Here is a 22,055-nt window from a genome sequence, read left to right as displayed (position 1 = left end):
TTATACGTTAAATTTGTTAATCGCATCTAAGAGATCTTTGTTTGCGCTGCTTAGCGCTTCAGTTGATGTAGCGATCGTTTCCAAAGCCGTCAGCTGTTCATTTGTGGAGGCGCTGACTTCCTCGGCTGCAGCGGCGGATTGCTGGGAAATCGCTGAAATGCTCTGAATCGAGTCCGTCATTCTTTGCTGTTCTCCGCTCATATCCGAGATCTCTGCATAGATGTGATCAATCGATTTGACAAGGTTCTGCATCTCGGCGGTAATTTTGCTGAGCGCTTCCCCTGTCTCATGGATCATGTCATTTTGTTCTTCATTCATCTTGCTTGCTTCAGTCATCGCCGAAACGGCTTCTTTTGTTTCAAGCTGAATTTGTTTGACCGTTTCACTGATATGCTGTGAAGAGGCTGCCGATTGCTCGGCCAGCTTTCTGACCTCTTCTGCGACTACGGCGAAACCGCGTCCGCTTTCTCCGGCTCGTGCTGCTTCAATGCTCGCATTTAGAGCGAGTAGGTTGGTCTGATCAGATATCGCCGAGATCGCTGTGACGACATCTTCAATATTCTTCGTTTTGTCTTCAAGCTGCTGAAGCATATGCTCCACTTTTTTCGTTTCGGTGTTGGCCTCATTTGACTTCGCCAAGAGCTGCCCGAGCGCATCAATTCCTTTGTAGCTTGCTTCTTCAGATGTTCTTGAAAGCTTCTGGATGCTGTCGGCATGATTTTCGATTCCTTTCATTTTGACAGACAGCCGCTCGGATTTTTCATTGACGGTATCAACTTCTGCCGCCTGTTCTGTCGCACCAGTCGCGACTTCTTCAATCGCCTTGGCGATTTCATCGCTCGTTGATACCGTTTCTCCAGAGACAGCCCGCAATTGATCGGTTGTTTCCGCTACCTTTCCAGATGACGCTCTCACTTTAAGAATCATCTCTTTCATGTGCTCGACCATCTTGTTAAAGTCTTTTGTAAGCGTTCCGACTTCATCTTTTGACTTAGCGGCCGTTTGAACAGTCAAATCTCCCTCAGAGACGGATTTGGTTTTGCCAATCAACTGTTTGATCGGCCCTGTAATGGTTTTGGCCAAGAAATAGCTCAAGATGATCGCGACCGCTAAAGCGATGACTGAGACGATCATCACAATTTTGTTCATTTCTTGTGCGACCCACAGCAGTTTGTCAGTTTGAAACTGCGTCCCGACTTTCCAGCCCGTGCCGTCGATCGTCTGATAAGCGATGACATTGTCTTTGCCTATCTTGATCCCGTCTTTTGCGGAAGGAATGTCTTTGTACGTCTTATCTTGTGACATGTCTTCACCCTGTTTTGATGGATGTGCCAGCATTGTCCCGTTTTGGTCGATGATAAATGCATATCCGTCATAAGGCATCTTTTGGTTTTCAATGATTTTGTTTAATGAATTTAATGAAATGTCAAAGCCGATTACAGCTTTTACTTTATTGTTGACAACGATTGCTTTTGCCCCCGCTATCATCATCTCTCCTGACACAACATCTTCATATGGTTCAGTCCAAACGACCTGGTCAGGTGTTTTTTCAGCTAGTGTATACCATGGCCGGGTCGTCGGATCAAAATCTTTATCAAATGTAGTTTCCGGGTATATAAGCGTTTCTTTTTTATCTGTACCGATATAAGCAAAATTGACAAACTCGTTTTTTTCCTTGATTTGCTCTAATTCATTGTTAACAAGCTTAACGAGCGTTTTATCTTCATCGTTCTCTAAAAACGACTGACTCATTTGGCCGTCGCTCATACGGTTTAAAGCGATTTCATAGTTCTTCAATTGAAGCTCTATATTCCCTTTAATCGAGTTGAGCAGGCTTGAGGTTGAATGTTCCGCTTCTTCCTGAAGCATGGATTTCAGTATGAACGTTGTTGACAATTGGAGAACAATCACTGTCAGAATCAGTAAGACAGCTACGAATCCGGCTATTTTAATGTGCAGTTTTTTAAACATGCGAATCCCTCCTTTACGTACACTTTCATACTTTTTTTATCGGCTTTTCTCCTGTATTGTTTAAGACTAGAGGCAAATTTAACGATATCATGCGGGAAATGTGGTGGTTCGATCAATAAAACGATTTTACGTCGATCACGGCACTTCTGATCAGCAGGTTGAAATCCGCAATAATTCAGATGACGATGTTTCCGCGCGGGTATTTTTGCAGAGGGAAACTGACCGCAGAACTTTTATGGAATGAAAAGAGCTTCGTTCCCACATTGATATATTTCCGGAAGAGGGCTCTGCGGGCGGTTGCAGAAGACCGGCCTGCTTGGGGCTTGTCGATTTTACTCCAATCCGTCTTCATCACAAATGAGAAATAAGTGACAGACAGGGAGTACTTTCGCATACATCAAAAAATAGAGACTCTTTCCGTACCCCTAATACGAATTGGTTATGAGAGGGCTGAAGCGGCTGCTGGGCGGCGGGTGGATACGGCATGATCACAAGTCAGCCAGATGAACAATATGGCTGGCTGTATGGGACGGAGTAAAACGCGCTCCTTCCCTTTCATTGCGGACGTTCCGACTCTTTGTGTGATTCCAGACTGGGAAATCCTCCTTCCATATTAAAATGGGAAACTCCTGTCGTATCAGGTGTTTCCCCGGTTTGTTTATTTCCAAATGCGGTCCAATTGATCAGAATAGAAATCGATTGCATGTTTATAGTTTAGAATTTCACTGTCTGCCGCTGTATCAGCAGGCACCTGCAGCAATAGCGCCATGGCTTGATGGTGCTCTTTTAAATTGTATTATGTAAACATCTGGATGACTCTGTTATTCGGAAACGATTCGATTCCTTTCAGAACTGTCTCCTTTTTCCCAAATGTTCTATCTGCACAATCCCAGTCTGATTGCCTGTTAACAGCTTTTGCTTCTTCTCCCATGACATCAAAGCTCCAGGCGCATTGTCTGGATCAGCCTTTACCAAATTGCAGAAGCAGTTTGTTGGATTCTTTCAGATTGCCGTTTTTCCGCAGTTCAATCGCCCGGTTCAGTTCTTCCATCCCTTTTTCATCTCCACATTCATTTTGCTATTTTGCTCACGGTAATTAAATAGAAGAAACAGAGCCTGTTTTCAAGGAGAGGCTCTGTTATGTGAAATATTCGATTTTTGCTTCCGGAAAGTATTTGTCCACATATAATTCCAGCGCATGCCGAAGCTCGGCTTCTTCATCCTTTTGATAAATATATTTTCCAATTCCGTATCTGCCCCATTTATAGCGGCGTTTTTCTTCGTCAAGTTCAAGCTTTGTTTTCGGATAATTTTTTTCAATGACGCGCTTTGCAGGCTTTGTAAATCTATGTTGGATCATTTCAAAGGTGATGTCATTTCTGGTGTGCTGCGGCAGTGCACGATCCAGCTTTTCCAATAACACCCTGTAACCTTCCTGCCACCCGTCATATATATAAATGGGCGCTATGATAAAGCCGAGCGGGTAGCCTGCTTCCGCCACTTTCACAGCCGCTTCGATCCGTTTATCCAAAGGAGAAGTGCCGGGTTCAAAGCTTTTAATGACATAATCGGCATTGATGCTGAATCTGAACCTTGTTTTTCCATTATGTTCAGCATCAAGCAAATGGTCGACATGGTGAAACTTTGTCACAAAACGCAACTTTCCAAGATCCGTTTTTCCGAAATGCTCAATCGCGTGTTTTAATGTATGTGTTAAATGGTCAATTCCGACGATGTCAGATGTGCAGGAGGCCTCAAACCGTGTTTCTTCAGGAGCGCGCTCCTTCATGTACTCATCAGCCTGATCAAGGATTTCCTCAACATTGACATATGTCCTGATATAAGGCTTGCTGCCCATCGTTGTCTGCAGATAGCAGTAGTGGCAGTGGCCCATGCATCCAGTCGCAAACGGAATCGCGTATTCTGCGGACGGTTTTGATGAGTCGAACTTCAGCGTTTTTCTGACGCCGATGACTAAAGTCGATTTTGCATTCCGGTATTTTTGCAGGTGGCCTTCTCCCGGAATATTCCTCACCTGGTTGTGGGAAGTCGTTTCTCTGATCTCAAGGCCCATATGTAAAAATTGATCTCTCAGTTTTCTGCCGAGCGGGTATTCCAAAGCCTTCGGTTCAATGTAGACAAGCTGGGGAACAAACGGTTTAATCATTGGAAGCTGACACATCCTTTACCTTATTTCCAATACCTTTTGCATGAACCGGATTTGTTATACTTAGAAAATGTTTAAAGCCCGTCAAATAAGTCACGATAAATCCGCTCTGCCTCTTCATATGAAGAAAAAACAGCATCATCTTCTGCGAGCGCGTGGTATGTATCATACAGAAACAATGCCAGTTCGCCTTCATGCAGCGGGTGTTCGACAACTTCAGCTTCTTTAATATGGGCTACATTTGCGGCATGCGGATTCCGGTAAATGACATACACCTGATCTCCCGCCTTGAAATCTTGTCTTGACATAAAAAAACCCCTTCCTCCAGATCGATAACATGTATTATCCCCGTCCGGATCAAAGCTCATTCCTGCAAAACAAAAAACCCAGACAGGCAATGGAATGCCGTCTGGGCTCTTACAAATGATTTACGACCGATTGAACGTTTCTTTTACGAATTGGACGACTTCTTCTGTTGTACTCATTGACAGAATTTGTTCTTTGAACGATTCTGCTTCTTTTTTGGAAAGCTTGCTGATTTGCGTTCTCGCCGGAAGGATTGAAGTTGCGCTCATTGAGAACTCATCAAGGCCAAGGCCTAGAAGAATCGGGATCGCAATTTCATCTCCAGCCATTTCACCGCACATGCCGACCCATTTTCCTTCTTTATGAGCGGCTTCAATGACAAGTGTAATCAAGCGGAGAATCGCAGGATTGTATGGCTGATAAAGGTAAGATACCTGTTCATTCATCCGGTCAGCAGCCATTGTATATTGAATCAGGTCATTCGTTCCGATGCTGAAGAAATCGACTTCTTTAGCAAATTGATCAGCGATCACTGCTGTAGACGGAATTTCAACCATCATTCCGACTTCAATGTCGTCGGAAACTGTCTGCCCCTCAGATTGAAGCTTTTCTTTTTCTTCTAAAAGAATCGCTTTTGCTTGTCTAAATTCATTAACAGTCGCAATCATAGGGAACATGATTTTCAGGTTTCCATATGTACTAGCCCGAAGCAGCGCGCGAAGCTGTGTTCTGAAAATGTCCTGCTCATCAAGGCAGAGACGGATGGCTCTGTACCCCAAGAAAGGATTCATTTCTTTTGGCAGCTCAAGATATGGGAGCTCTTTGTCTCCTCCGATATCAAGGGTACGAACGACAACAGACTTGCCTTCCATACGCTCAAGAACGGTTTTATAGGCATCAAATTGCTCCTCTTCAGTCGGAAGCTGATCTCTGCCCATATAAAGAAACTCTGTACGGTAAAGTCCGACGGCTTCCCCGCCATTTTCGAGAACGCCTTTTACATCATCAGGAGTCCCGATGTTCGCAGCAAGTTCAACATGGTGGCCGTCGCTTGTTACAGTCGGTTCGTTGACTAGCTTGGCCCATTCCGCTTTCTGCGCCAAAAAGCTTTGATGCTTTTCTTCATATTGGCTGATGATGTCCTGTGAAGGATCGACGATCACATCGCCGTTGATCCCGTCTACGATCACAGTTACGCCATTTTGAATGTCCTTCGTCGCCGCTTTTGTTCCGACAACCGCAGGAATTTCCAAAGAGCGGGCCATGATAGCTGAATGGGATGTCCGTCCGCCGATATCTGTTGTAAACCCTTTAACAAAACGGCGGTTTAATTGAGCTGTGTCAGAAGGAGTCAAGTCACCGGCAACGATAATGACCTCTTCGGAAATGAGGCTCGGGTTTGGAATGTCAACACCGAGAAGATGTCCAGTGACACGCTTTGTGACATCGCGGATATCTGCGGCGCGTTCTTTCATATATTCGTTATCCATTGACTCAAACATTGTGACAAACATGTCCGCCGTTTCTTTTAAAGCAAACTCCGCATTCACGGAATCTGATTTGATTTTATCTTTAATCGGGTTTAATAGTTCAGGATCGCTTAAAACCAAAAGATGCGCAGAAAAGATTTCCGCTTTATCTTCTCCAAGCTCTTTTAAAGCATGGCTTTTAATCGTTTCAAGCTCTTTTTTCGAATGCTCGATGGCTTGTTCAAAACGATTTACTTCCGCCTCAGAATCAGAGATATTTTTCTTTTCAACCGTTAGATCAGGCTCCTCAAGCCGATATGCTTTTGCGATCGCAATACCGGCTGACGCACCTATTCCTTTCAATTCAAGCATTACTCGCCGAGTCCTTCGCTTTTCATTGTTTCTTCAAGTGCGGAAAGAGCATCATTTTCGTCAGCGCCTGAAGCAGAAATCGTAATTTCGGCACCTTTTGCAATGCCAAGTGACATAACACCCATAATAGATTTAAGGTTTACGGTTTTGCCATTATATTCCAGATTGATATCTGCATCATATTTGCTTGCCGTTTGTACAAGAACTGTCGCTGGACGCGCGTGGATACCAGAATCTGCAGTTACCTTAAAAGTTTTTTGTGCCATTTTTATCAATCTCCTTTTAATTTAAAGCTTTAATACATTCACAATATTATATCATACAGCCGTACATGTCATCTGACAAGTACGGCCATTTTGTGAATTTATTTTTCAATGCGGACGATTTCGTCCTGAGTGATGCTGACATTGCCTTCTGCCTGCAAGCTCACACTTTCGCCTTCTGCAAGGTTTGTGAAAATGACAGGCGTCATCAGAGAAGGAACTTGGTCCTTCACTTTTTCAATATCGACTTCAAGCAGCTTCTGTCCCGGTTCAACGTGGTCTCCTTCAGAAACAAACGACGTGAAACCTTCACCTTTCAAGCTGACAGTATCGATTCCAAAGTGAATCAGAATTTCTCTGCCGCCGTCGGATTGCAGACCGATCGCATGTTTTGTCGGGAAGACGTTCAGCACTTTTCCTCTTACAGGAGAAACGACTGTGCCTTCTGAAGGGAGAATCGCGAATCCGTCACCCATCATTTTTCCAGAGAAAACTTGGTCGGGTACATCAGTAATCGGATGAAGCTCTCCTGCAAGCGGTGAAACGAATACTTCTTCACCCGCTTCATTTTGAAGAGGCTCAACCATTGCTTCTTCAATCTGCTGCTCGACTTCCTCAGCGGCGTTCGGAGCTTTTTCAGGGCGCGGTGTGCGTCCTGACATAATATCCTGCATTTGTGATTTTAAATTGTCTGATCTCGGTCCGAAGATCGCCTGAATGTTATTGCCGACTTCAAGTACGCCTGATGCGCCAAGCTTTTTCAAGCGCTCTTTATCAACTTGCTTCTGATCATTGACGGTTACACGAAGTCTTGTAATACATGCATCAAGGTGCTTGATGTTTTCTTTATCTCCCATTGCTTCAAGAATCTCGTATGGCAGGTCTCCGGCTGATTCCGAGCCGCCACTTGAAGCTTCTTCTGTCTCTTCTTCACGTCCAGGCGTTTTCATGTTGAACTTTCGGATCGCAAACCTGAATCCGAAGTAGTAGATCACAGCCAGCACTAAGCCGACAGGGATCACAAGCCACCAGGCCGTACGGTTAGGCAGAATGCCGAACAGGAAGTAATCGATCAGACCTCCGGAGAACGTCATTCCGATCTTGACATTCAGGATGTCCATCATCATGAATGACAGCCCGGCAAACACACAGTGAATCGCAAAAAGAATCGGTGCAACAAACAAGAATGAGAATTCGATCGGTTCAGTAATACCCGTTAAGAAAGACGTCAGCGCAGCTGAACCCATAATACCTGCGACAAGCTTTTTGTTTTTCGGTTTTGCTTCATGGTAGATCGCAAGCGCTGCGGCAGGAAGACCGAACATCATGAACGGATATTTACCAGTCATAAATGTTCCCGCTGTCAATTCAACACCGTCTTTAATTTGCGCCATGAAAATTCTTTGGTCTCCGCGGATAATTTCTCCAGCCTGGTTTGTATAGCTGAAGAACTCATACCAGAACGGCGAGTAGAAAATATGGTGCAATCCGAATGGAATCAGTGCACGTTCAATCGTTCCGAAAACTAAGGCTGCAAGCGCTTCATTGGCGGCCAGCAGGTTTGTTGAAAAGCTGTTCAACGCACCTTGGATCGGCGGCCAGATCACAAGCATGATTAGTCCGAGAAGCAAAGCGCTGATTGATGTGATAATCGGAACAAAGCGTTTTCCGGCAAAGAATCCTAAGTATTGCGGAAGTTCGATTTTAAAGAAGCGATTGTACATCGCAGCGGCGAGAACACCGACAATAATACCGCCGAACACCCCGGTCGCCAAAGTCGGAATACCGAGCATTGTCGTATATTGCGGATGGTTCTCAGTGAAAAATTGTGCTCTTTCAACAGCATCGCTCGGAATCGAGCCGTTTTGAAGAAGTACCGCACTCATCGTGACATTCATGACAAGATATCCGATGATCGCGGCGATACCGGCGACACCGTCACCATTGGCCAAGCCGATCGCAACACCGACTGCGAATAACAGCGCCAAGTTGGTGAAAACAACATCACCTGAACTTTCCATCACTTTCGCAACAAGCTGAACCGCATCATTTGTTAGAAACGGCGCAACCTTTGTCATTTGCGGATTTTGCATGGCGTTACCTAAGGCAAGCAGAATCCCTGCAGCCGGCAGGATCGCAACAGGAAGCATAAGCGCCCGCCCGATTTTCTGCAGAACGCCGAATAGCGATTTAAACATTGTTTTTACCCCCTCTAAGGATAGTTTGACCTTACAGCAAAAATTCATGACAACTTCGTACAAAAGGCATTCTTTTTTTCAATTAAACCGTTTACATTTCGTTTTTAAAACGACAAAAAAGGCATGGGTGAAAGCGGGTACACAAAGAAATAAAAGACAGCCTCTTCATTTCTTCCCTTTTTCACTCATGCCTGATCGAATCAGTAACACGTTATAAAGGCGTTATGAAATTTTATTAGTTAAACGGTACAAATGCAATGTTAAGTAAACAGCTTCTGCCTCATGAACAGGTTTCTTGAGCGATTGCTGCAAGATTTTTATCATCTTCCAAGCAGTATTGTAACACAGCGGATATTCCGTTTTCAACAACAACATTAATTTTTCCGGCTCTTGAATGGGTTCCTCCCGCTTGATCCTGTCAATCGTAAACCGCAAATGACGGATCAGACGCAAATAATTAACGCTTTCTCTGTTGACTTTCATCTGAAAAGCATCTTCAATCACCTGAACAAGCCGCGAGATCAGCTGTGAATGCTGATTGACCTCAGACAGCGGCCGGTTCGTCATCGCGCTGTGAATATGAAGCGCAATAAAACCGATTTCCCCATCAGGGAGCTGAATGTCGGATTGTTCATTGATCATCTTGACAGCTTCTTTGGCCACTTCGTATTCTTGCGGATAAAGCGATTCCGTCTCAAGCAAAAACGGGTTTTTCATATCAAAACCCTTTTCTAAGCGCTTAACTGCAAATGCAATATGGTCTGTAAGAGCGACATGGATATGCTCATTAAGCGGCTGGCCGATCTTTTGCGCGATATGGTAAATGACGTCATTGGCGATATCAACCATTTTCTCATCGACATATGTGAGGAGCTTCTTATACTGCGTCTGCTCTTTATCATTTTCGAGGATAAACATTTTTTCATAGTTCTCATGATCGATAAGATCTCCGCGTTTTTTGCCAAATCCGATCCCTTTTCCAATCAAGACAGCCTCTCTGTAATCTTCGTGCAGAGCGATTAAAACGTTGTTGTTGAGTACCTTTTCAACGGTAAAGGATCTATTCACGATCCTCAGCTCCTTTTTGTCATCAATCTCTCATATCGTACAAAACTCATGAAAGCGCGTCAATTTATTTCAACGATTTTGATGAAAAATGTCGAAATTTGATCACTAACTGAAAAATGATTGATATTTTTTATTAGACTGTCAATCGTTTCACCAGTTTGTAGGAGATGATCTGCTTTTCAGGATCATGTCCGCTGATTCTTTTTTGAAGGAGGCGAAAGGCGTGTCTGCCCATGTCTTTTATCTTAATTTCGATCGTTGAAATACCGAGAACTTCGCTGATCGGCTGATTATCACAGCTTAAAATAGCGAGCTTGCCGGGAATATCTATATTGTGATGCCGAGCTTCAAGATAGAGCCCTGCTGATACTTGGTCATTGGCAACGAACACCGCCGTTGGTTTCTCCTCCATTCTGCTCCATTCCGAAAACAGCTTTCGCCCGTCGGTAATCGTTAATGACCTCTCAAAAACCCAGTCCTCCCGGTATGTTTCCCCTATGGCGGCGAGCGCTTCCTTATAAGCGGTCAAGCGGAAGTGGCTGTTCACTCCATTTTTCCTCGCCAAGCCGATCGCGATTTTTCTATGCCCCTTTTCAATCAGAAAATCCAATCCGCAGCGGAACGCTTCCTGATGCGGGATGCTGATCGTTGAAAAATGCTGTTCCCTCGAATCCTGACAAAGGATGAACGGCCCTGTTTCCCGCCAGTTTAAAAGCTCCTCATCAGACATCGCTTTTGAACAAAAAATCAAGCCGTCGACCTGCCGCTGCTTCAACTGCTCCAATGCAAAAATTTCTTTTTCCAATTGATAATTTGTTTGATAAAGCGCAAAGTGAATGCCGGCTTTGGCCGCCTCTTCGGCAATTCCTTCAATCAATTCAGAGAAATACGGAAGGCTGATTGTCGGAAGTACAACGCCGATCATGTTGGAAAAGCCTTTTGATAAATGGACGGCATGCATATTTCTCGCATATTCAAGCCGCTCAATCGTCTCAAGGACTTTTTTCCGCTTTTCTTCTTTTACATAGGGATGTCCGTTGAGAACCCTTGAAACAGTCGTAATTGAAACACCCGCCGCTTTGGCTATTTCCCTGATATTCGCCATTCGTTTTCCCTTCTTTCAATTCTTTCTTGATCTGGAATGCGTTTCATACTTTAGAATATAAACAGCACCGGTGCTGAACACGTTTTCAATTTGGAAAGGAGAAGAAAAATGGGTATCTTTATTCTGATCCTCTTATGTATAATCATCGTACTGTCTTCAAAAGCGGCTATGAAACCGCTTAAAGAAAAGCATGAGGTCAAACCATTTCGCTCTTTTGACGATTTTTTCATCTCAAAGGATTGATATCTTTAGTGTAAATGAAGTCAAAATAAAGGAAAAGAGTGTGGAAGTTTTTTTGCAATCCAGCCATACACGAATTGACGACATTGAAACAAACAAAAGGAACCCGCTTTACAACGGGTTCTTTTTCATGTTAAGAAATCACGGTCAGCTGTTTCGGATATTTGGTCAGAGTTTCAGCACCATCTGCTGTGACAAGGACATCATCTTCAATTCGAACGCCGCCGATTTCCGGTACATAGATGCCCGGCTCAATCGTATAAACCATTCCTTCTTTTAATCGTTCGTCATTGTTATGGCTCATGGATGGGTATTCGTGCGTCGAAATGCCAAGCCCGTGACCAAGGCGATGCGGAAAATAATCTCCATATCCCGCTTTTTCGATAATGCCCCGCGCTTTCAAATCTAGATCGCCGATCCTTACGCCGGGCTTGCTCATTTGGAGAGCAGCGGTTTCGGCCTTTAGCACCGTTTCATAAATGTCCTTCTGCTGGTCATTGGCGTTTTTATAAACAAGGGTTCTTGTAATATCAGAGCAGTACCCGTCAATGATCACGCCCAAATCAAAAAGGACAAAGTCGCCTGCCTCAAGCGTCCTGCTTCCGGGGTTTCCGTGCGGCTGCCCCGATTTTTCGCCAAACAGAACCATCGTTGAAAAGGACATTCCCTGGATTCCTTTTTTCTTCAGTTCATATTCAATCTTGGCGACAACTTCGATTTCTGCAATCCCTTCTTTTAAAGCGGCGGCTCCCGCTTCAACCCCGTAGTCGGCGAGCTTTGCCGCTTCGCGGAGAATGCGGACTTCGTTTTCATCTTTTACAAGGCGGAGTTCGTTCAGCTTCATTTCTGCAGACACCAGCTCAGCGCCGTTCGTAACCTCTTTCAGCATTTCAGCACGCGAAAGGGAAATCGCTTCTTTTTCGACTGCCACTTTCGAAAGCTTGAGGTTTCGTTTTTTCAGGGCTTCTGCTATCAGATCCCACGGGTTTTCGTGATCCTCATAGCCGATGATGTCATACGCCCAGCCCGCTGCTTTCGCCTGATTTTTCTCCATCAGCGGACAAATAAAAAACGGCTCTTCATTTGGAAATGCAAAAACGCCCATCAGCCTTTCATGGGGCTCTGTATAAAAGCGAGTTAAATAAAAAACATTCTCTTTTGAATGGATAAAAGCTGACGAAATATCTTTTTCCTTCAACCAGGAAGAGATTTTTTCAATTCTTTCCACGTTTGGTCACTCCTTAAAAACGATTCATGTATGTAAAACCTTCATCTATATTGTAGCAGTTTTTCTTACTTCTTGCTCAGATTCCGGGCCGTTTTATCGTGCGGTGTTTTGGATTCTATTAGTTGGCCGGCGTCTTAAGAGGAGCCGTTTGCTTAAAACATTTTTAAAAGGACCGCAACCGATTGATAAGGTTGGTCTGTTTGCTTTTTTCTGTCATTGTGAGGAGAGTTCAAAACAAAAACGGCTGCCCTTAGCATGACAGCCGCTTCCTATTTTACGATTTTAATAGTCTCAGTCCGTTTAAGATGACAAGCAGTGTGCTTCCTTCATGTCCAATAACGCCGAGCGGCAGGTCAAGAATTTGCAGGAAATTGGTGCAGATCAGAAGACAGATCACAGTCAAAGAAAAAATGACATTTTGTTTTATGATCCTGTTCATTTTCCTGGACAGCCGAATCATGTTCGTCAGTCCTGTTAAATCGTTTTTCATTAGCACAACATCAGACGTTTCCAAGGCCACATCAGTTCCCTCTCCCATTGCAATGCCCACATCGGCGGCTGCAAGAGCAGGCGCGTCGTTAATGCCGTCTCCTACCATGACAATTGTCCCATACGTTCCTTTTAGCTTTTGCGCTTCCTCTACTTTTCTGTCAGGCAAGCATTCTGAAACAACCATTTTCAGCCCCGCTTCCCGCGCAATCGCCGCTGCCGTTTCAGGCTGGTCCCCGGTCAGCATCGCCGTCTGAATGCCGAGCTGGTTCAGCTCGCCAATCACCGTTTTCGCTTCAGGCCGGATTTGATCCTTTAATGCAAAACATCCGGCAATACGGCCGCCTTTTTTCAAGTAAACGATCGTTTTTCCCTGTTCAGCAAGCCTTTGAACTGATGCAGCAAAAAATTGTTTTGTTTCCTCTTCACCGACAAATCCGGCTTTTCCAAGCAGCCATGTCTCCCCCCGGTATTGAGCCTTGACCCCAAAACCGGACGTCTCCTCTATCGATACATTTGCGACTGAAGAAATCCCTTTTGCTTCAGCATATTTGACAATCGCTTTTGCGAGGGGATGGCCAGACTGTTTTTCAATGGCTGCCGCAGCTTCCAGGCATTCCTTTTCCTCCAGGCCTTCAGCTACAAGCATATCTTCTACAGCAGGTTTTCCGTTTGTGATCGTTCCCGTTTTATCCAAGGCAACGATCTGAGTGTTGCCTAGCTTTTCAAGAAAAACACTGCCTTTGACAAGCAGTCCGTTTCTCGCCCCATTAGATATCAGCGACAAGGCTGCCGGCATGATGGAAGCGACAAGCGCACAAGGCGAAGCCACCACCATAAACACCATCGCCCGGTAAAACGTCTCACTCCAGGTCCAGCCGAGCGCGTAATGAGGGAGAAAAAGCAGCAGTCCGACTGCGAGCAAAACCACTTTGACATAAAGATTTTCAAAACGTTCAATAAACGCTTGAGAAGGTGAAACACTGTTTTGGGCGGATTCCACCAGCTTGATGATTTTTTTAAAAAGGGAATCTTCGTTTGCCTTTGTGACACGCACTGTTAGAGAGCCGCTCAAATTAACCGTGCCGGCATATACGGCATCTCCGTTCATTTTTTCCGCCGGAATGGATTCACCCGTGAGAGCAGACTCATCAACGCTTGTTTTTCCAGATTCGATTTCTCCATCGGCGGCGATTCGCTCCCCCGGCTTGACCATAATAAGATCGCCTGACTTCAGCTCAGCCGCTGCAACTTTTTTCAAGCCACCCGCTTCCAGTAAAACGGCTTCCTCCGGCTCCAGTTTCATTAACGACGTCAAATCGCGCTTGCTTTTATTCAATGTATAGGTTTCAAGGGCGCCGCTGAGTGAAAATATAAAAATCAAGATGGCCCCCTCGGCCCAGTAGCCGATGATCGCAGACCCGACTGCCGCAAATATCATCAGAAGCTCGACATTCAGCGTCTTTTCTGAAAGGGTTTCCTGAATTCCCTCTTTTGCTTTTGCAAAACCCCCAATACAAAAGGCTGACAAAAACAGAATGATAGACAATGTTTCATAGCTGGACGACAGCCAGCCGGCAAGGATGAGGAAACCTGATAAAAGCGCGGCAGCTAATTCGCCATGCTGTCTCCAATTCTCAAAATGAAGCCTATGCTGTTTTGGCTGTGATTGATTCCGGATATCTAATTGCATCTTAAAGTCCTCCCTAATTGAGAATGTAATTCATCGTCAATTATCTTTTTAAAAAACAAATTGCCGCCATCCGACAGCATAAATAATACATCTTTTTCTTTTATATAAAGGATGTGCCCGTTTTGCACCTCTTGAAAATACACCCTTTTTCTAAGTTCATTATAGCACGGGATGATCCCTTTTCAAATAATAATTATTATAATTTCTTTTTGATATTAATTATCATTTTTGTTTATCCGCAAAAAAAAGCCGAACATCAGTTCAGCTTTTCTTCCCGGTCCATTCCTTCATCTGTTCAACTGTGATCGGTCCGACAACCGATTTCTCAAGCTCGCCTTTTTCATTGATAAAAAACGTTGAAGGTATCGTCATGACATTGTAGGCTTTCATCATGTCGCCTTTAGTGTCAAAAATAATCGGAAATGAAAGTTTGTTCGCTTTAATAAACTGCTTCACCGTCTGCTCGTTTTTTTCCGCATGAAGCAAATTAACGGTGATTAATTTTACATCGGGCTGTTTTTCTTCATAATAAGACTGAAAACGGGGCAGCTCCTCCCGACACGGAGGGCACCAGGTCGTCCAAAAATGAATGATCGTCTTCTGTCCTTCGGCCGGGATGATCACCCGCTGTCCTTCTATCGTTTTCATATGCATGACTGCAGGTGCAGCATTTTTTGCAAGCGCCGGCGGCTGAAAGAAGAAAATGCCTGCACACAGCAAAAGAATGAGTGGATCATAAAAAGCGCCTTTTCTTTTCATATGATCTTGATCTCCCCTTTTTTATTTTAGCTTCCCCGATAAAGCCGGAAAGTATGAAGGAGATCAAAGCCCCGCTTTTCATCTCAGCGACTTTCTATTCTCGGCGAACCTGATTTATTCGTTAAAAACAAGGAGACGCCCAGTTCTTTGCAAATCGTGACATAGTGGAGAGCCGTCAGTAAAAGCATCCCCGTGTTCATCGCAAGGATGATCCCCGTCATCTGCAGACTCTGCATTGATCCAAGCGTATACATCATCAAAAACGAGATGACGCTTGCCCAGACATTATGATAAAAAGCATCTTTGACCAATCCCATCCCGATTAAGCAAGCTTGCAAAGGCATGACGAAAAAATGAAATAAAAAATACGGCCAAAGCAGCTTAAGGTAGAAGGCGGCTTTTACTGAATCAAAAAACAAGTGGGTCAGCGGCTCCGCAAAATGATACATCACCATAACAGACGGGATTCCGTAAAGAAGAGTCATGAAAATCGCTTGCTTGAGCCGTTTGATAACTCTATCGTATTGTCCGTAGGCATAGCTTTCAGAAATACTCGGAATCATGACGACCATTAGCGAATGGGCGATAAAAGCCGGAAAAAAGCCTATCGTCATGGCAACGCCAGAGAGCATGCCGAACTGGTCGATGGCCGCTGTTCTGGAAACGCCTGCGGCAAGCAGTGTCCCCTTTACCAAAAATGGTTCGACGGCATTTGTAATGGCATGAAAAACCCGCAATCCCGTCGTCGGTATCGAAACGGTGAGCAGCCGTTTCAATACATCATTTCGCCGCAAATGGACATGCCGCCCTTTTGCTGCAGTCCTCCTGACTAAAACAAACTGGGAATATAAATACACAAAAACAACAACTTCACTGGCAAAAAGGACAAACAGCGAGATCAGAACAGAGGTATCCAATTCAAAGGAATACCATTGAAAAAATAAAAACAACCCGATGAGCTGAAAGATTTTTTTCAATGCATTCGCTATTGCGATTTTCCCCATTTGCTGGACGCCCATGAAGTATCCTCTTGCAATCGATGTAAATGCAACAGTAGGGATCATCCCGATCACAATGCCTCTGATTAAAGGATGGTAAGAATCAAATACCGGAATAAAGGGTAGGATGATAATTGCAGCTACTGTAGAAAATGCCGTGCAGACCGCCGTCATCCTCAAGGCGTGTTTCAGCATGCTTTCATGCAGCTTCGGATTGGATTCCGCGATAAACTTCGATATTGAAACAGGCAGCTCAAGGCTTGCTATAACCACTACTAAAAATATCGAGGGCAACACACTCATATAGAGCCCCATGCCATGCTCGCCAAGCTCCCGTGCAAGAATCATGTTAATGACGAACTCAAGACATTCTGCAAAAAAAGCTGCTAGCGAAAGAAGAACGATTCCTTTTATAAAACGGTTCATGAGGTCTCTCCTTGTCTTAGGGTGGTTATATCCCATCATATGAGACAAGTCTCAAAATTATTTTCTTTTTAACATTTCATTTTGAAAAGATTTTTCAATAAAGTATCAAAAAATTAATTCTTTTCATCATATGAAAAGGGTGATAATCTTGAAAAAGAATACGAGAAATAAAAACAGCCAAGGCTCGGTCAGCCTTGACTGCATAGTTATATCGCAAAGACATGATTGCCGATGCGTTCGACGACTTTTCTTGTTTTAATCCAGCCATCCGTGGCGATGTCGGGATTATAAAAATATAAAGCGTCCGTTTCTTTTTTATCATGATCAACCGCTACTTCGACAGCTTCAACTGATTCGCGGTCTGGTTTTCTATTAATGCTGCCATTCAGAACAGGCTCGAAAGCGTTTTTTTGGTAGATCACGCTTTTTATGCTGTCAGGAAAACCGCCGTCACCAACCCGATTCAGGACGACATTGGCCACTGCCACTTTACCTTTAAATGACTCGCCTTTAGCTTCTGCATGTACGAGCCTGGATAACAATTCTTTTTCTTCACCTGTAATCTCTGGAGAATCCTCTTTTTCTTCTTTCTCCTCCACATCCTGCTTAGGCAAAGTTTCGATGAAATTTTTTTCATCTGTCAAGTGAGAAAAAGATGGATGTTGTTCGGGATCAAGGCTTTGAAGCAGCCGTTCCATTTCCTGTTTATCTTTTTTCGAGAATAACATGACAGCTTGAGCATGTTCGATTCTTGCCGCCGGCAGCATACAGATTAAAAAAGCAGCTATCGCAGCAAATTTCGATTTCATTTCATTCCTCCTTGTCAAATCTTCTTCGAAAAAACATAGTTCTTACAATAACAAGACCATTCATTGTTTTCATTGATAAATTATTGGCAGGCTTTCCATCAATCCGTTCTGCTGGCACATAATTGTATCGACCACACCGTTTTTTACAAAAAAAAACAAAACACCCAGCAACATATGGATGGCACACCTTCAAATAAAAAAAGGCTTTCTCAGTCATTCTGAGAAAGCCTTTTAGCTTCTAGGTTCTTTCATATATTGAAAGATAATGTCTCCCCCGTGCTCGGCGATGCCCCGAAAATGTTTAAAATCTTCCTGCTTTGTTAAGATGGCTCTAAAAGAAAGAAAATCCTCTTTTTTCACGCGGAGTTCATGAATGCTTCCTGATCTCAGGTTCTCGATCTGGTCAATGGCATTTTCATCAGTCATCTTGCCTCTCTCCTTCTCCTTGGGAATCATCTTTAACTAAATAACTATATCACTAAGTGAAAGCGGGCACAACAATAGTGCTGTTGCTTCCCAAATCGCTTTACTTCTCCAAGAAAATATTGCAAAATACTTTCAATGGGTTAATTCACTTTAAAGGAGAGGAAGTCATTTGAAGATTGCAAAAGTCGGAAACGTCATCGAATTTAAAAATGGACTCACCGGAATCGTGGAAAAAGTAAACGAAAACTCAGTTATCGTTGATGTCACGATTATGGATAACTACAGAGACTTGGAATTGGACTCCTTAACCGTCGTCAACCATAAAAACTATAAAATTATTAAAGACTCCTTTCATTAATCATCGATTCTTCACAGCAATAACTAATATTTCTACGCAAAATCAAAACAAATTCCGCAAGATCTTCTAAGAAAAGAAAACCGCCTGATGGACTCCGGCGGTTTTTCTCTGATTTCCCTGCATTGCGCAACGTCCTGCGTAAGTCTTTCAGTCGAAATTGTAGTTAAGGCAACGCAATTTGGTTAGATCGAATAAACTTTATCATTGTCCCGAATAGAGACGATATAAAAAGTTGTACATCATTTAATGAACTCTTTCCATCTATGTCAAATTTCGAGCAAGCCAATCATTGCATGATAGAGAATAAAAATGAATTGAATTCAAGAGTAAGCTTGTTAAAAACGGATTCTACCGGAACCCTGATTCGAGTTCGCTATTTAGAAATCTAAAGGCAAGCTTGTATCATTTTAATAAACTGTAATTCCAATATGTCTTTATTTGACGGGTTACTTTATATCCACCATTTTCGGTATCATAATATCTAAATCACGAAATCAGATCGCGGCCATGCTTTGGATGATTTCGAATCAATCCGTATAGGGCATCATTGAAGCGCGCTGATTCGTTACATGCGGAAAACAAACGGCCTGACCGATAGATAAAGATTGTAAACTACGAATATACGGATGTTCATTACGGCCGCTGTGACAACTGCGACTACACGCTGTTTAAAAGTTCGGTGAAGGACGGGATTTTCTTACGTGAGTGCGCAGACGCAGAATGAAAAAGAGGATATGAATTCTTTAAGACACTGTTTTTCGGTGTCTTTTTTATTTTTAAAGACTTATGTAAATCCTAACTTTTTCCTATTTATATAATATTATGTAAGCCTCATGAAATTCTTTTCCTTATACTGGTACAATGAATCTATCAACTACATACGAAAACATACGAAAGGAAGATGTGGTAATGAAAAAACTAGTCGTGACAACGACAGTTGCTTGTATGTTTGGGATGTGTTTAGTCCCTTTTTCTCCAGAAGCGCAAGCAAGGACAGAATCAAAAATTCAGCTAGAAATGCCGACAATCGAGGAAGAAATTGAAGTGCAACAATTAGCCGAGGACTTAGAGTTCATTTTCGGGAAAGCCTCTTCAGAAGTTGACGGTAAATTCGTTGTCAATAAGGATATTGTCGCGGAAAAATTCGGTCAATCGGCCGTTGCTACAGTGGAAGCTTTTGTTAAACTTGTTAATGGAGAGGAACTAACAGCAGAGGACTTGAAAGGTGTCCCCGATCCTGCGGCTCAGTCAAGTCAATTTCAGACGGCTTCATGGTGGGGATGCCTTAAAGAAAAAATTATCGACTTTACTGGAATAGGATTCATCGGCGGCGGTCTTGAAAAAATGATAAAAAAGAGACTTTGGAAAAAGGCCGCAATCAAAATAATTTCAATTGTCGGACGTGGTGCTATCCGTGGCGGTGTTCTCGGTTTAGCCGGAAGTTTAGCGTGGTTTAGTGTCCGTTGCATTGGAAAATAATAGAGATTAAGGGGATGTCATCGTATGAATGCAGCCAGATACGTATCGTTTTTTATCATTACCTTCATACTACAACTAGTTTTATTTTTTGTGATCAAAAAGGATTCAGGCGTAACTATTGTTGATATGGCGGTCATGTCCTTGCTGTTTGCTTTCTTCTCATTTATTTTAGACAAAATCCTTGGGAGAGAAAAAGAAGCGTGAAAGAACGGGTGCCTTGATCGGCACCCTTTTTCCCCGCACCTCCTTATCGAATAGCTCCTGCGCTGTCTTCATCTCGATCTCTTCGCAGCCCGCAAATGCTCGCTGGGATACGTGCGGAAGCAATGTGTGAAAGTCCTCCGAATTTAATTTTACGAATTGATCGTCTGAACCGGCAGAGTAGACGTTTCACCAACCGACGACAGTTTGTCTGTAATATACGTTCATGCTCCGATTACCTCCTTTAAGTGTCCGCCAAGATGCGCCAAAAGCTCAACCGTGTTCATATTAGCAATTGTCTCGACATCCATCTCCGAATCAGTAATGTATAGAAGAATAAAACGGATTTTAGAAACGACTTAGGCATATCATCGTCAACATTGGCGAGGATGACCGCTGGAGAGTTCGTCGCACTAAAGGTGATCGCGGAAAAGGAACAGAAATCGAAATTGATCTCAAATAAAAAAGCCCTCCTCAATTAGAGTTGGGCTTTCAGTGCTATTTTTTCTTGTAAAACGGAATAGTGATATATCTAAATAAAATAATTTCATCATTAACTAGTCTTTGTTTATTAAGATGCGAATCTTTCTGCGACTTTAAAAGAAGCGTTATCTGTTTGAACATATGCGGAACTAGCCACACCTACTGTACCTAATAACAAAACAGCACAAATCAAAAATTTAGCTTTCATTTACATAACCACTCCTTTGAATTTGTCTTCTTGCATCGCAAGCAATACGGTAAAACTCACAGGCATCACGAATCTTTTCTTCAGTTTCCAAAATTTCTCCCGCAATGATTCCGTAGTCTTCCACATCTGCATACAAACCATTTTCTTTGAAGAACTTAAAAGACTCCCTAACTAAATCCAGATCATGAATCAAGTAAAGCCCCTTTAACATTTCAAGCTTTGCAATATCGTATGCATTGTGACTTTTTTCGGCAGATTCTTTTCCTTCAAAATAAAGATCATTGGCTGTCACCCATTCAGCTTGCTTCGCTCTAACGTGTGCGAGGTTAAACAAAGCTTTTGATAAAAAACTGTGATTAACTTCTCTATACACTTCAAGGGTTTTTTGGAGATGATTGGATGCCTTTTCAAGTTCTTCAAGTTGATTATAACATATTCCAAGATTCAAATGCGATGAGCCAATTAAATGAGCGGAGGCTATTTTATTAGATTCATTCAATGCTTGATTTAAGCTTGGTATAGCTTTTTCAGGAAGCATTTGATCTCGACAATTACCAGCAAGTATGAATTGACATTGAACTCTGCGTTCTCCATAAGTGTCATACTTTTTATAAATGTTGTATGCTTGAGTAGCATAATTCATTGAGAAAAATGTCTGTTTCATGTGATAATACACTTCTGATGTTTTAAAATAAAATTCTGCTTTTTCCAACTCATCACAGTCAAAAAAATCAAGTTGCTTTTCGGCATTCCTATAGAAATTCAAAGCAAGTATCAGTTCTTTTTGTCTGAAATGATACATTCCCGCGAAGAATTGATAATAATATTCCAGCATTCCTTCAAGGTTGTTCTGATCTCGAATTTTTTTGAATTCCTCAAATCGACTATTTAAATTACCACCGGGATCAGAATACATATAATCAAATTGAAGGTTGTGCCGGAACAACAATAAGTTATAATAGACAACCACATCTTGGTTTTGTTCCATTTGATCTAATTCTCTTTCAACTTCTTTCCTAGTATCCTCCGCCTGTCCCGGCCAATTGTTTTTTAAAGCTGTATACCAAAAGTTCATTTTCGTCGCAACCAAATCATAAGGTATCACATCCACGTCGCCTCTCCCTTTCTCTCAAGATACAAGTTTTTAGAAAAATTAAAATATTAGACTTCCTTTATCTGTATAGTAATTATTCTACAAAATAAACCTATTATTTACAACCATATATTGTTATCATTCCCATAAAAGACTCTAATATGTAAACAAATTAAGCAGAACATGTTTTTAGACCTAATCAATAAGATTCATTTTCATGGTTTTCCAGGGTTTATCCCTCAATTA

20 protein-coding genes and 2 pseudogenes are annotated in these 22,055 nt (G+C 42.8%); 5 read left to right on the top strand and 17 right to left on the bottom strand.

Translation table 11 applies throughout. The annotated features are described in order from the left end of the window. The 10 genes and pseudogenes from RBH91_RS22660 to RBH91_RS08395 form a co-directional block, all read right to left on the bottom strand. Complete coding sequence (locus RBH91_RS22660) at positions 1-927, bottom strand: methyl-accepting chemotaxis protein (RefSeq protein ID WP_404802503.1); 927 nt, start codon at positions 925-927, stop codon at positions 1-3. Between the two features lie 15 nt (positions 928-942). Next, positions 943-1,869, bottom strand: a pseudogene (locus RBH91_RS22655) (cache domain-containing protein); the annotation flags it as partial. Between the two features lie 898 nt (positions 1,870-2,767). Beyond that, positions 2,768-2,902, bottom strand: a complete 135-nt coding sequence (locus RBH91_RS08430; protein ID WP_307894166.1) for a hypothetical protein — start codon at positions 2,900-2,902, stop codon at positions 2,768-2,770. Between the two features lie 207 nt (positions 2,903-3,109). Then, positions 3,110-4,138 carry a spore photoproduct lyase gene (gene splB, locus RBH91_RS08425; protein WP_076762651.1) on the bottom strand — a complete coding sequence of 343 codons (1,029 nt, stop codon included), beginning with the start codon at positions 4,136-4,138 and terminating at the stop codon, positions 3,110-3,112. Positions 4,139-4,212: 74 nt separating this feature from the next. After that, positions 4,213-4,446 (bottom strand): splAB operon transcriptional regulator SplA, encoded by a 234-nt coding sequence (locus RBH91_RS08420; protein ID WP_307894165.1) that lies wholly within the window; start codon positions 4,444-4,446, stop codon positions 4,213-4,215. A gap of 120 nt (positions 4,447-4,566) precedes the next feature. Continuing rightward, positions 4,567-6,285: a phosphoenolpyruvate--protein phosphotransferase gene (gene ptsP / locus RBH91_RS08415; protein WP_307894163.1), complete on the bottom strand. Its 1,719-nt coding sequence runs from the start codon at positions 6,283-6,285 to the stop codon at positions 4,567-4,569. Then, positions 6,285-6,551 (bottom strand): phosphocarrier protein HPr, encoded by a 267-nt coding sequence (locus RBH91_RS08410; RefSeq protein WP_003181247.1) that lies wholly within the window; start codon positions 6,549-6,551, stop codon positions 6,285-6,287. The genes ptsP and RBH91_RS08410 overlap by 1 nt, the downstream gene beginning before the upstream one ends. Before the next feature lie 98 nt (positions 6,552-6,649). Continuing rightward, positions 6,650-8,746 (bottom strand): glucose-specific PTS transporter subunit IIBC, encoded by a 2,097-nt coding sequence (ptsG, locus tag RBH91_RS08405; protein ID WP_307894146.1) that lies wholly within the window; start codon positions 8,744-8,746, stop codon positions 6,650-6,652. A gap of 222 nt (positions 8,747-8,968) precedes the next feature. Continuing rightward, positions 8,969-9,814 carry a glucose PTS transporter transcription antiterminator GlcT gene (glcT, locus tag RBH91_RS08400; RefSeq protein WP_148955808.1) on the bottom strand — a complete coding sequence of 282 codons (846 nt, stop codon included), beginning with the start codon at positions 9,812-9,814 and terminating at the stop codon, positions 8,969-8,971. 133 nt (positions 9,815-9,947) lie between these two features. Further along, positions 9,948-10,919, bottom strand: coding sequence for a LacI family DNA-binding transcriptional regulator (locus RBH91_RS08395; RefSeq protein WP_076762656.1), 972 nt, complete (start codon positions 10,917-10,919; stop codon positions 9,948-9,950). Positions 10,920-11,027: 108 nt separating this feature from the next. Between RBH91_RS08395 and RBH91_RS08390 the strand changes: the two genes are divergently transcribed. Then, the gene (locus RBH91_RS08390) at positions 11,028-11,162 is read left to right on the top strand and encodes a hypothetical protein (RefSeq protein WP_261379687.1); all 135 of its coding nucleotides are present in this window, start codon (positions 11,028-11,030) and stop codon (positions 11,160-11,162) included. A gap of 130 nt (positions 11,163-11,292) precedes the next feature. Here RBH91_RS08390 and RBH91_RS08385 read toward each other — a convergent pair whose 3' ends face one another. From RBH91_RS08385 to RBH91_RS08360, 6 genes are all read right to left on the bottom strand, one after another. Next, the gene (locus RBH91_RS08385) at positions 11,293-12,387 is read right to left on the bottom strand and encodes a M24 family metallopeptidase (RefSeq protein ID WP_307894145.1); all 1,095 of its coding nucleotides are present in this window, start codon (positions 12,385-12,387) and stop codon (positions 11,293-11,295) included. A gap of 274 nt (positions 12,388-12,661) precedes the next feature. After that, positions 12,662-14,569, bottom strand: a complete 1,908-nt coding sequence (locus tag RBH91_RS08380) for a heavy metal translocating P-type ATPase (RefSeq protein ID WP_307894144.1) — start codon at positions 14,567-14,569, stop codon at positions 12,662-12,664. Between the two features lie 261 nt (positions 14,570-14,830). After that, positions 14,831-15,328: an endospore biogenesis thiol-disulfide oxidoreductase StoA gene (gene stoA, locus RBH91_RS08375; protein WP_076764000.1), complete on the bottom strand. Its 498-nt coding sequence runs from the start codon at positions 15,326-15,328 to the stop codon at positions 14,831-14,833. 83 nt (positions 15,329-15,411) lie between these two features. After that, positions 15,412-16,752: a polysaccharide biosynthesis protein gene (locus RBH91_RS08370; protein ID WP_076764002.1), complete on the bottom strand. Its 1,341-nt coding sequence runs from the start codon at positions 16,750-16,752 to the stop codon at positions 15,412-15,414. A 206-nt stretch (positions 16,753-16,958) separates the two neighbouring features. Then, positions 16,959-17,561, bottom strand: coding sequence for a cell wall hydrolase (locus RBH91_RS08365; RefSeq protein ID WP_076764004.1), 603 nt, complete (start codon positions 17,559-17,561; stop codon positions 16,959-16,961). A gap of 231 nt (positions 17,562-17,792) precedes the next feature. Next, a complete protein-coding gene (locus RBH91_RS08360) occupies positions 17,793-17,987 on the bottom strand; it encodes a hypothetical protein (protein WP_076764006.1) in 195 nt (64 codons plus the stop codon). 169 nt (positions 17,988-18,156) lie between these two features. On the opposite strand from RBH91_RS08360, the gene RBH91_RS08355 reads away from it, so the two are divergent. From RBH91_RS08355 to RBH91_RS08340, 4 genes and pseudogenes are all read left to right on the top strand, one after another. Further along, positions 18,157-18,345 carry a YkvS family protein gene (locus RBH91_RS08355; protein WP_076797425.1) on the top strand — a complete coding sequence of 63 codons (189 nt, stop codon included), beginning with the start codon at positions 18,157-18,159 and terminating at the stop codon, positions 18,343-18,345. A 616-nt stretch (positions 18,346-18,961) separates the two neighbouring features. Beyond that, positions 18,962-19,083 (top strand): annotated as a pseudogene (locus RBH91_RS08350) (hypothetical protein); the annotation flags it as partial. A gap of 171 nt (positions 19,084-19,254) precedes the next feature. Then, on the top strand, positions 19,255-19,824 hold the full coding sequence (locus tag RBH91_RS08345) for a hypothetical protein (RefSeq protein WP_307894143.1): 570 nt from the start codon (positions 19,255-19,257) through the stop codon (positions 19,822-19,824). Between the two features lie 24 nt (positions 19,825-19,848). Beyond that, the gene (locus RBH91_RS08340; RefSeq protein WP_307894141.1) at positions 19,849-20,028 is read left to right on the top strand and encodes a hypothetical protein; all 180 of its coding nucleotides are present in this window, start codon (positions 19,849-19,851) and stop codon (positions 20,026-20,028) included. Positions 20,029-20,705: 677 nt separating this feature from the next. On the opposite strand, the gene RBH91_RS08335 is transcribed toward RBH91_RS08340, so the two are convergent. Further along, positions 20,706-21,827: a response regulator aspartate phosphatase gene (locus RBH91_RS08335; protein WP_307894140.1), complete on the bottom strand. Its 1,122-nt coding sequence runs from the start codon at positions 21,825-21,827 to the stop codon at positions 20,706-20,708. Positions 21,828-22,055: the final 228 nt, after the last annotated feature.

Source organism: Bacillus swezeyi, from assembly GCF_030908325.1.
Classification (GTDB): Bacteria; Bacillota; Bacilli; order Bacillales; family Bacillaceae; genus Bacillus; species Bacillus swezeyi.
The sequence above is the reverse complement of the archived record's forward strand: the minus strand, read 5'-3'. Positions and strand labels throughout refer to the sequence as shown.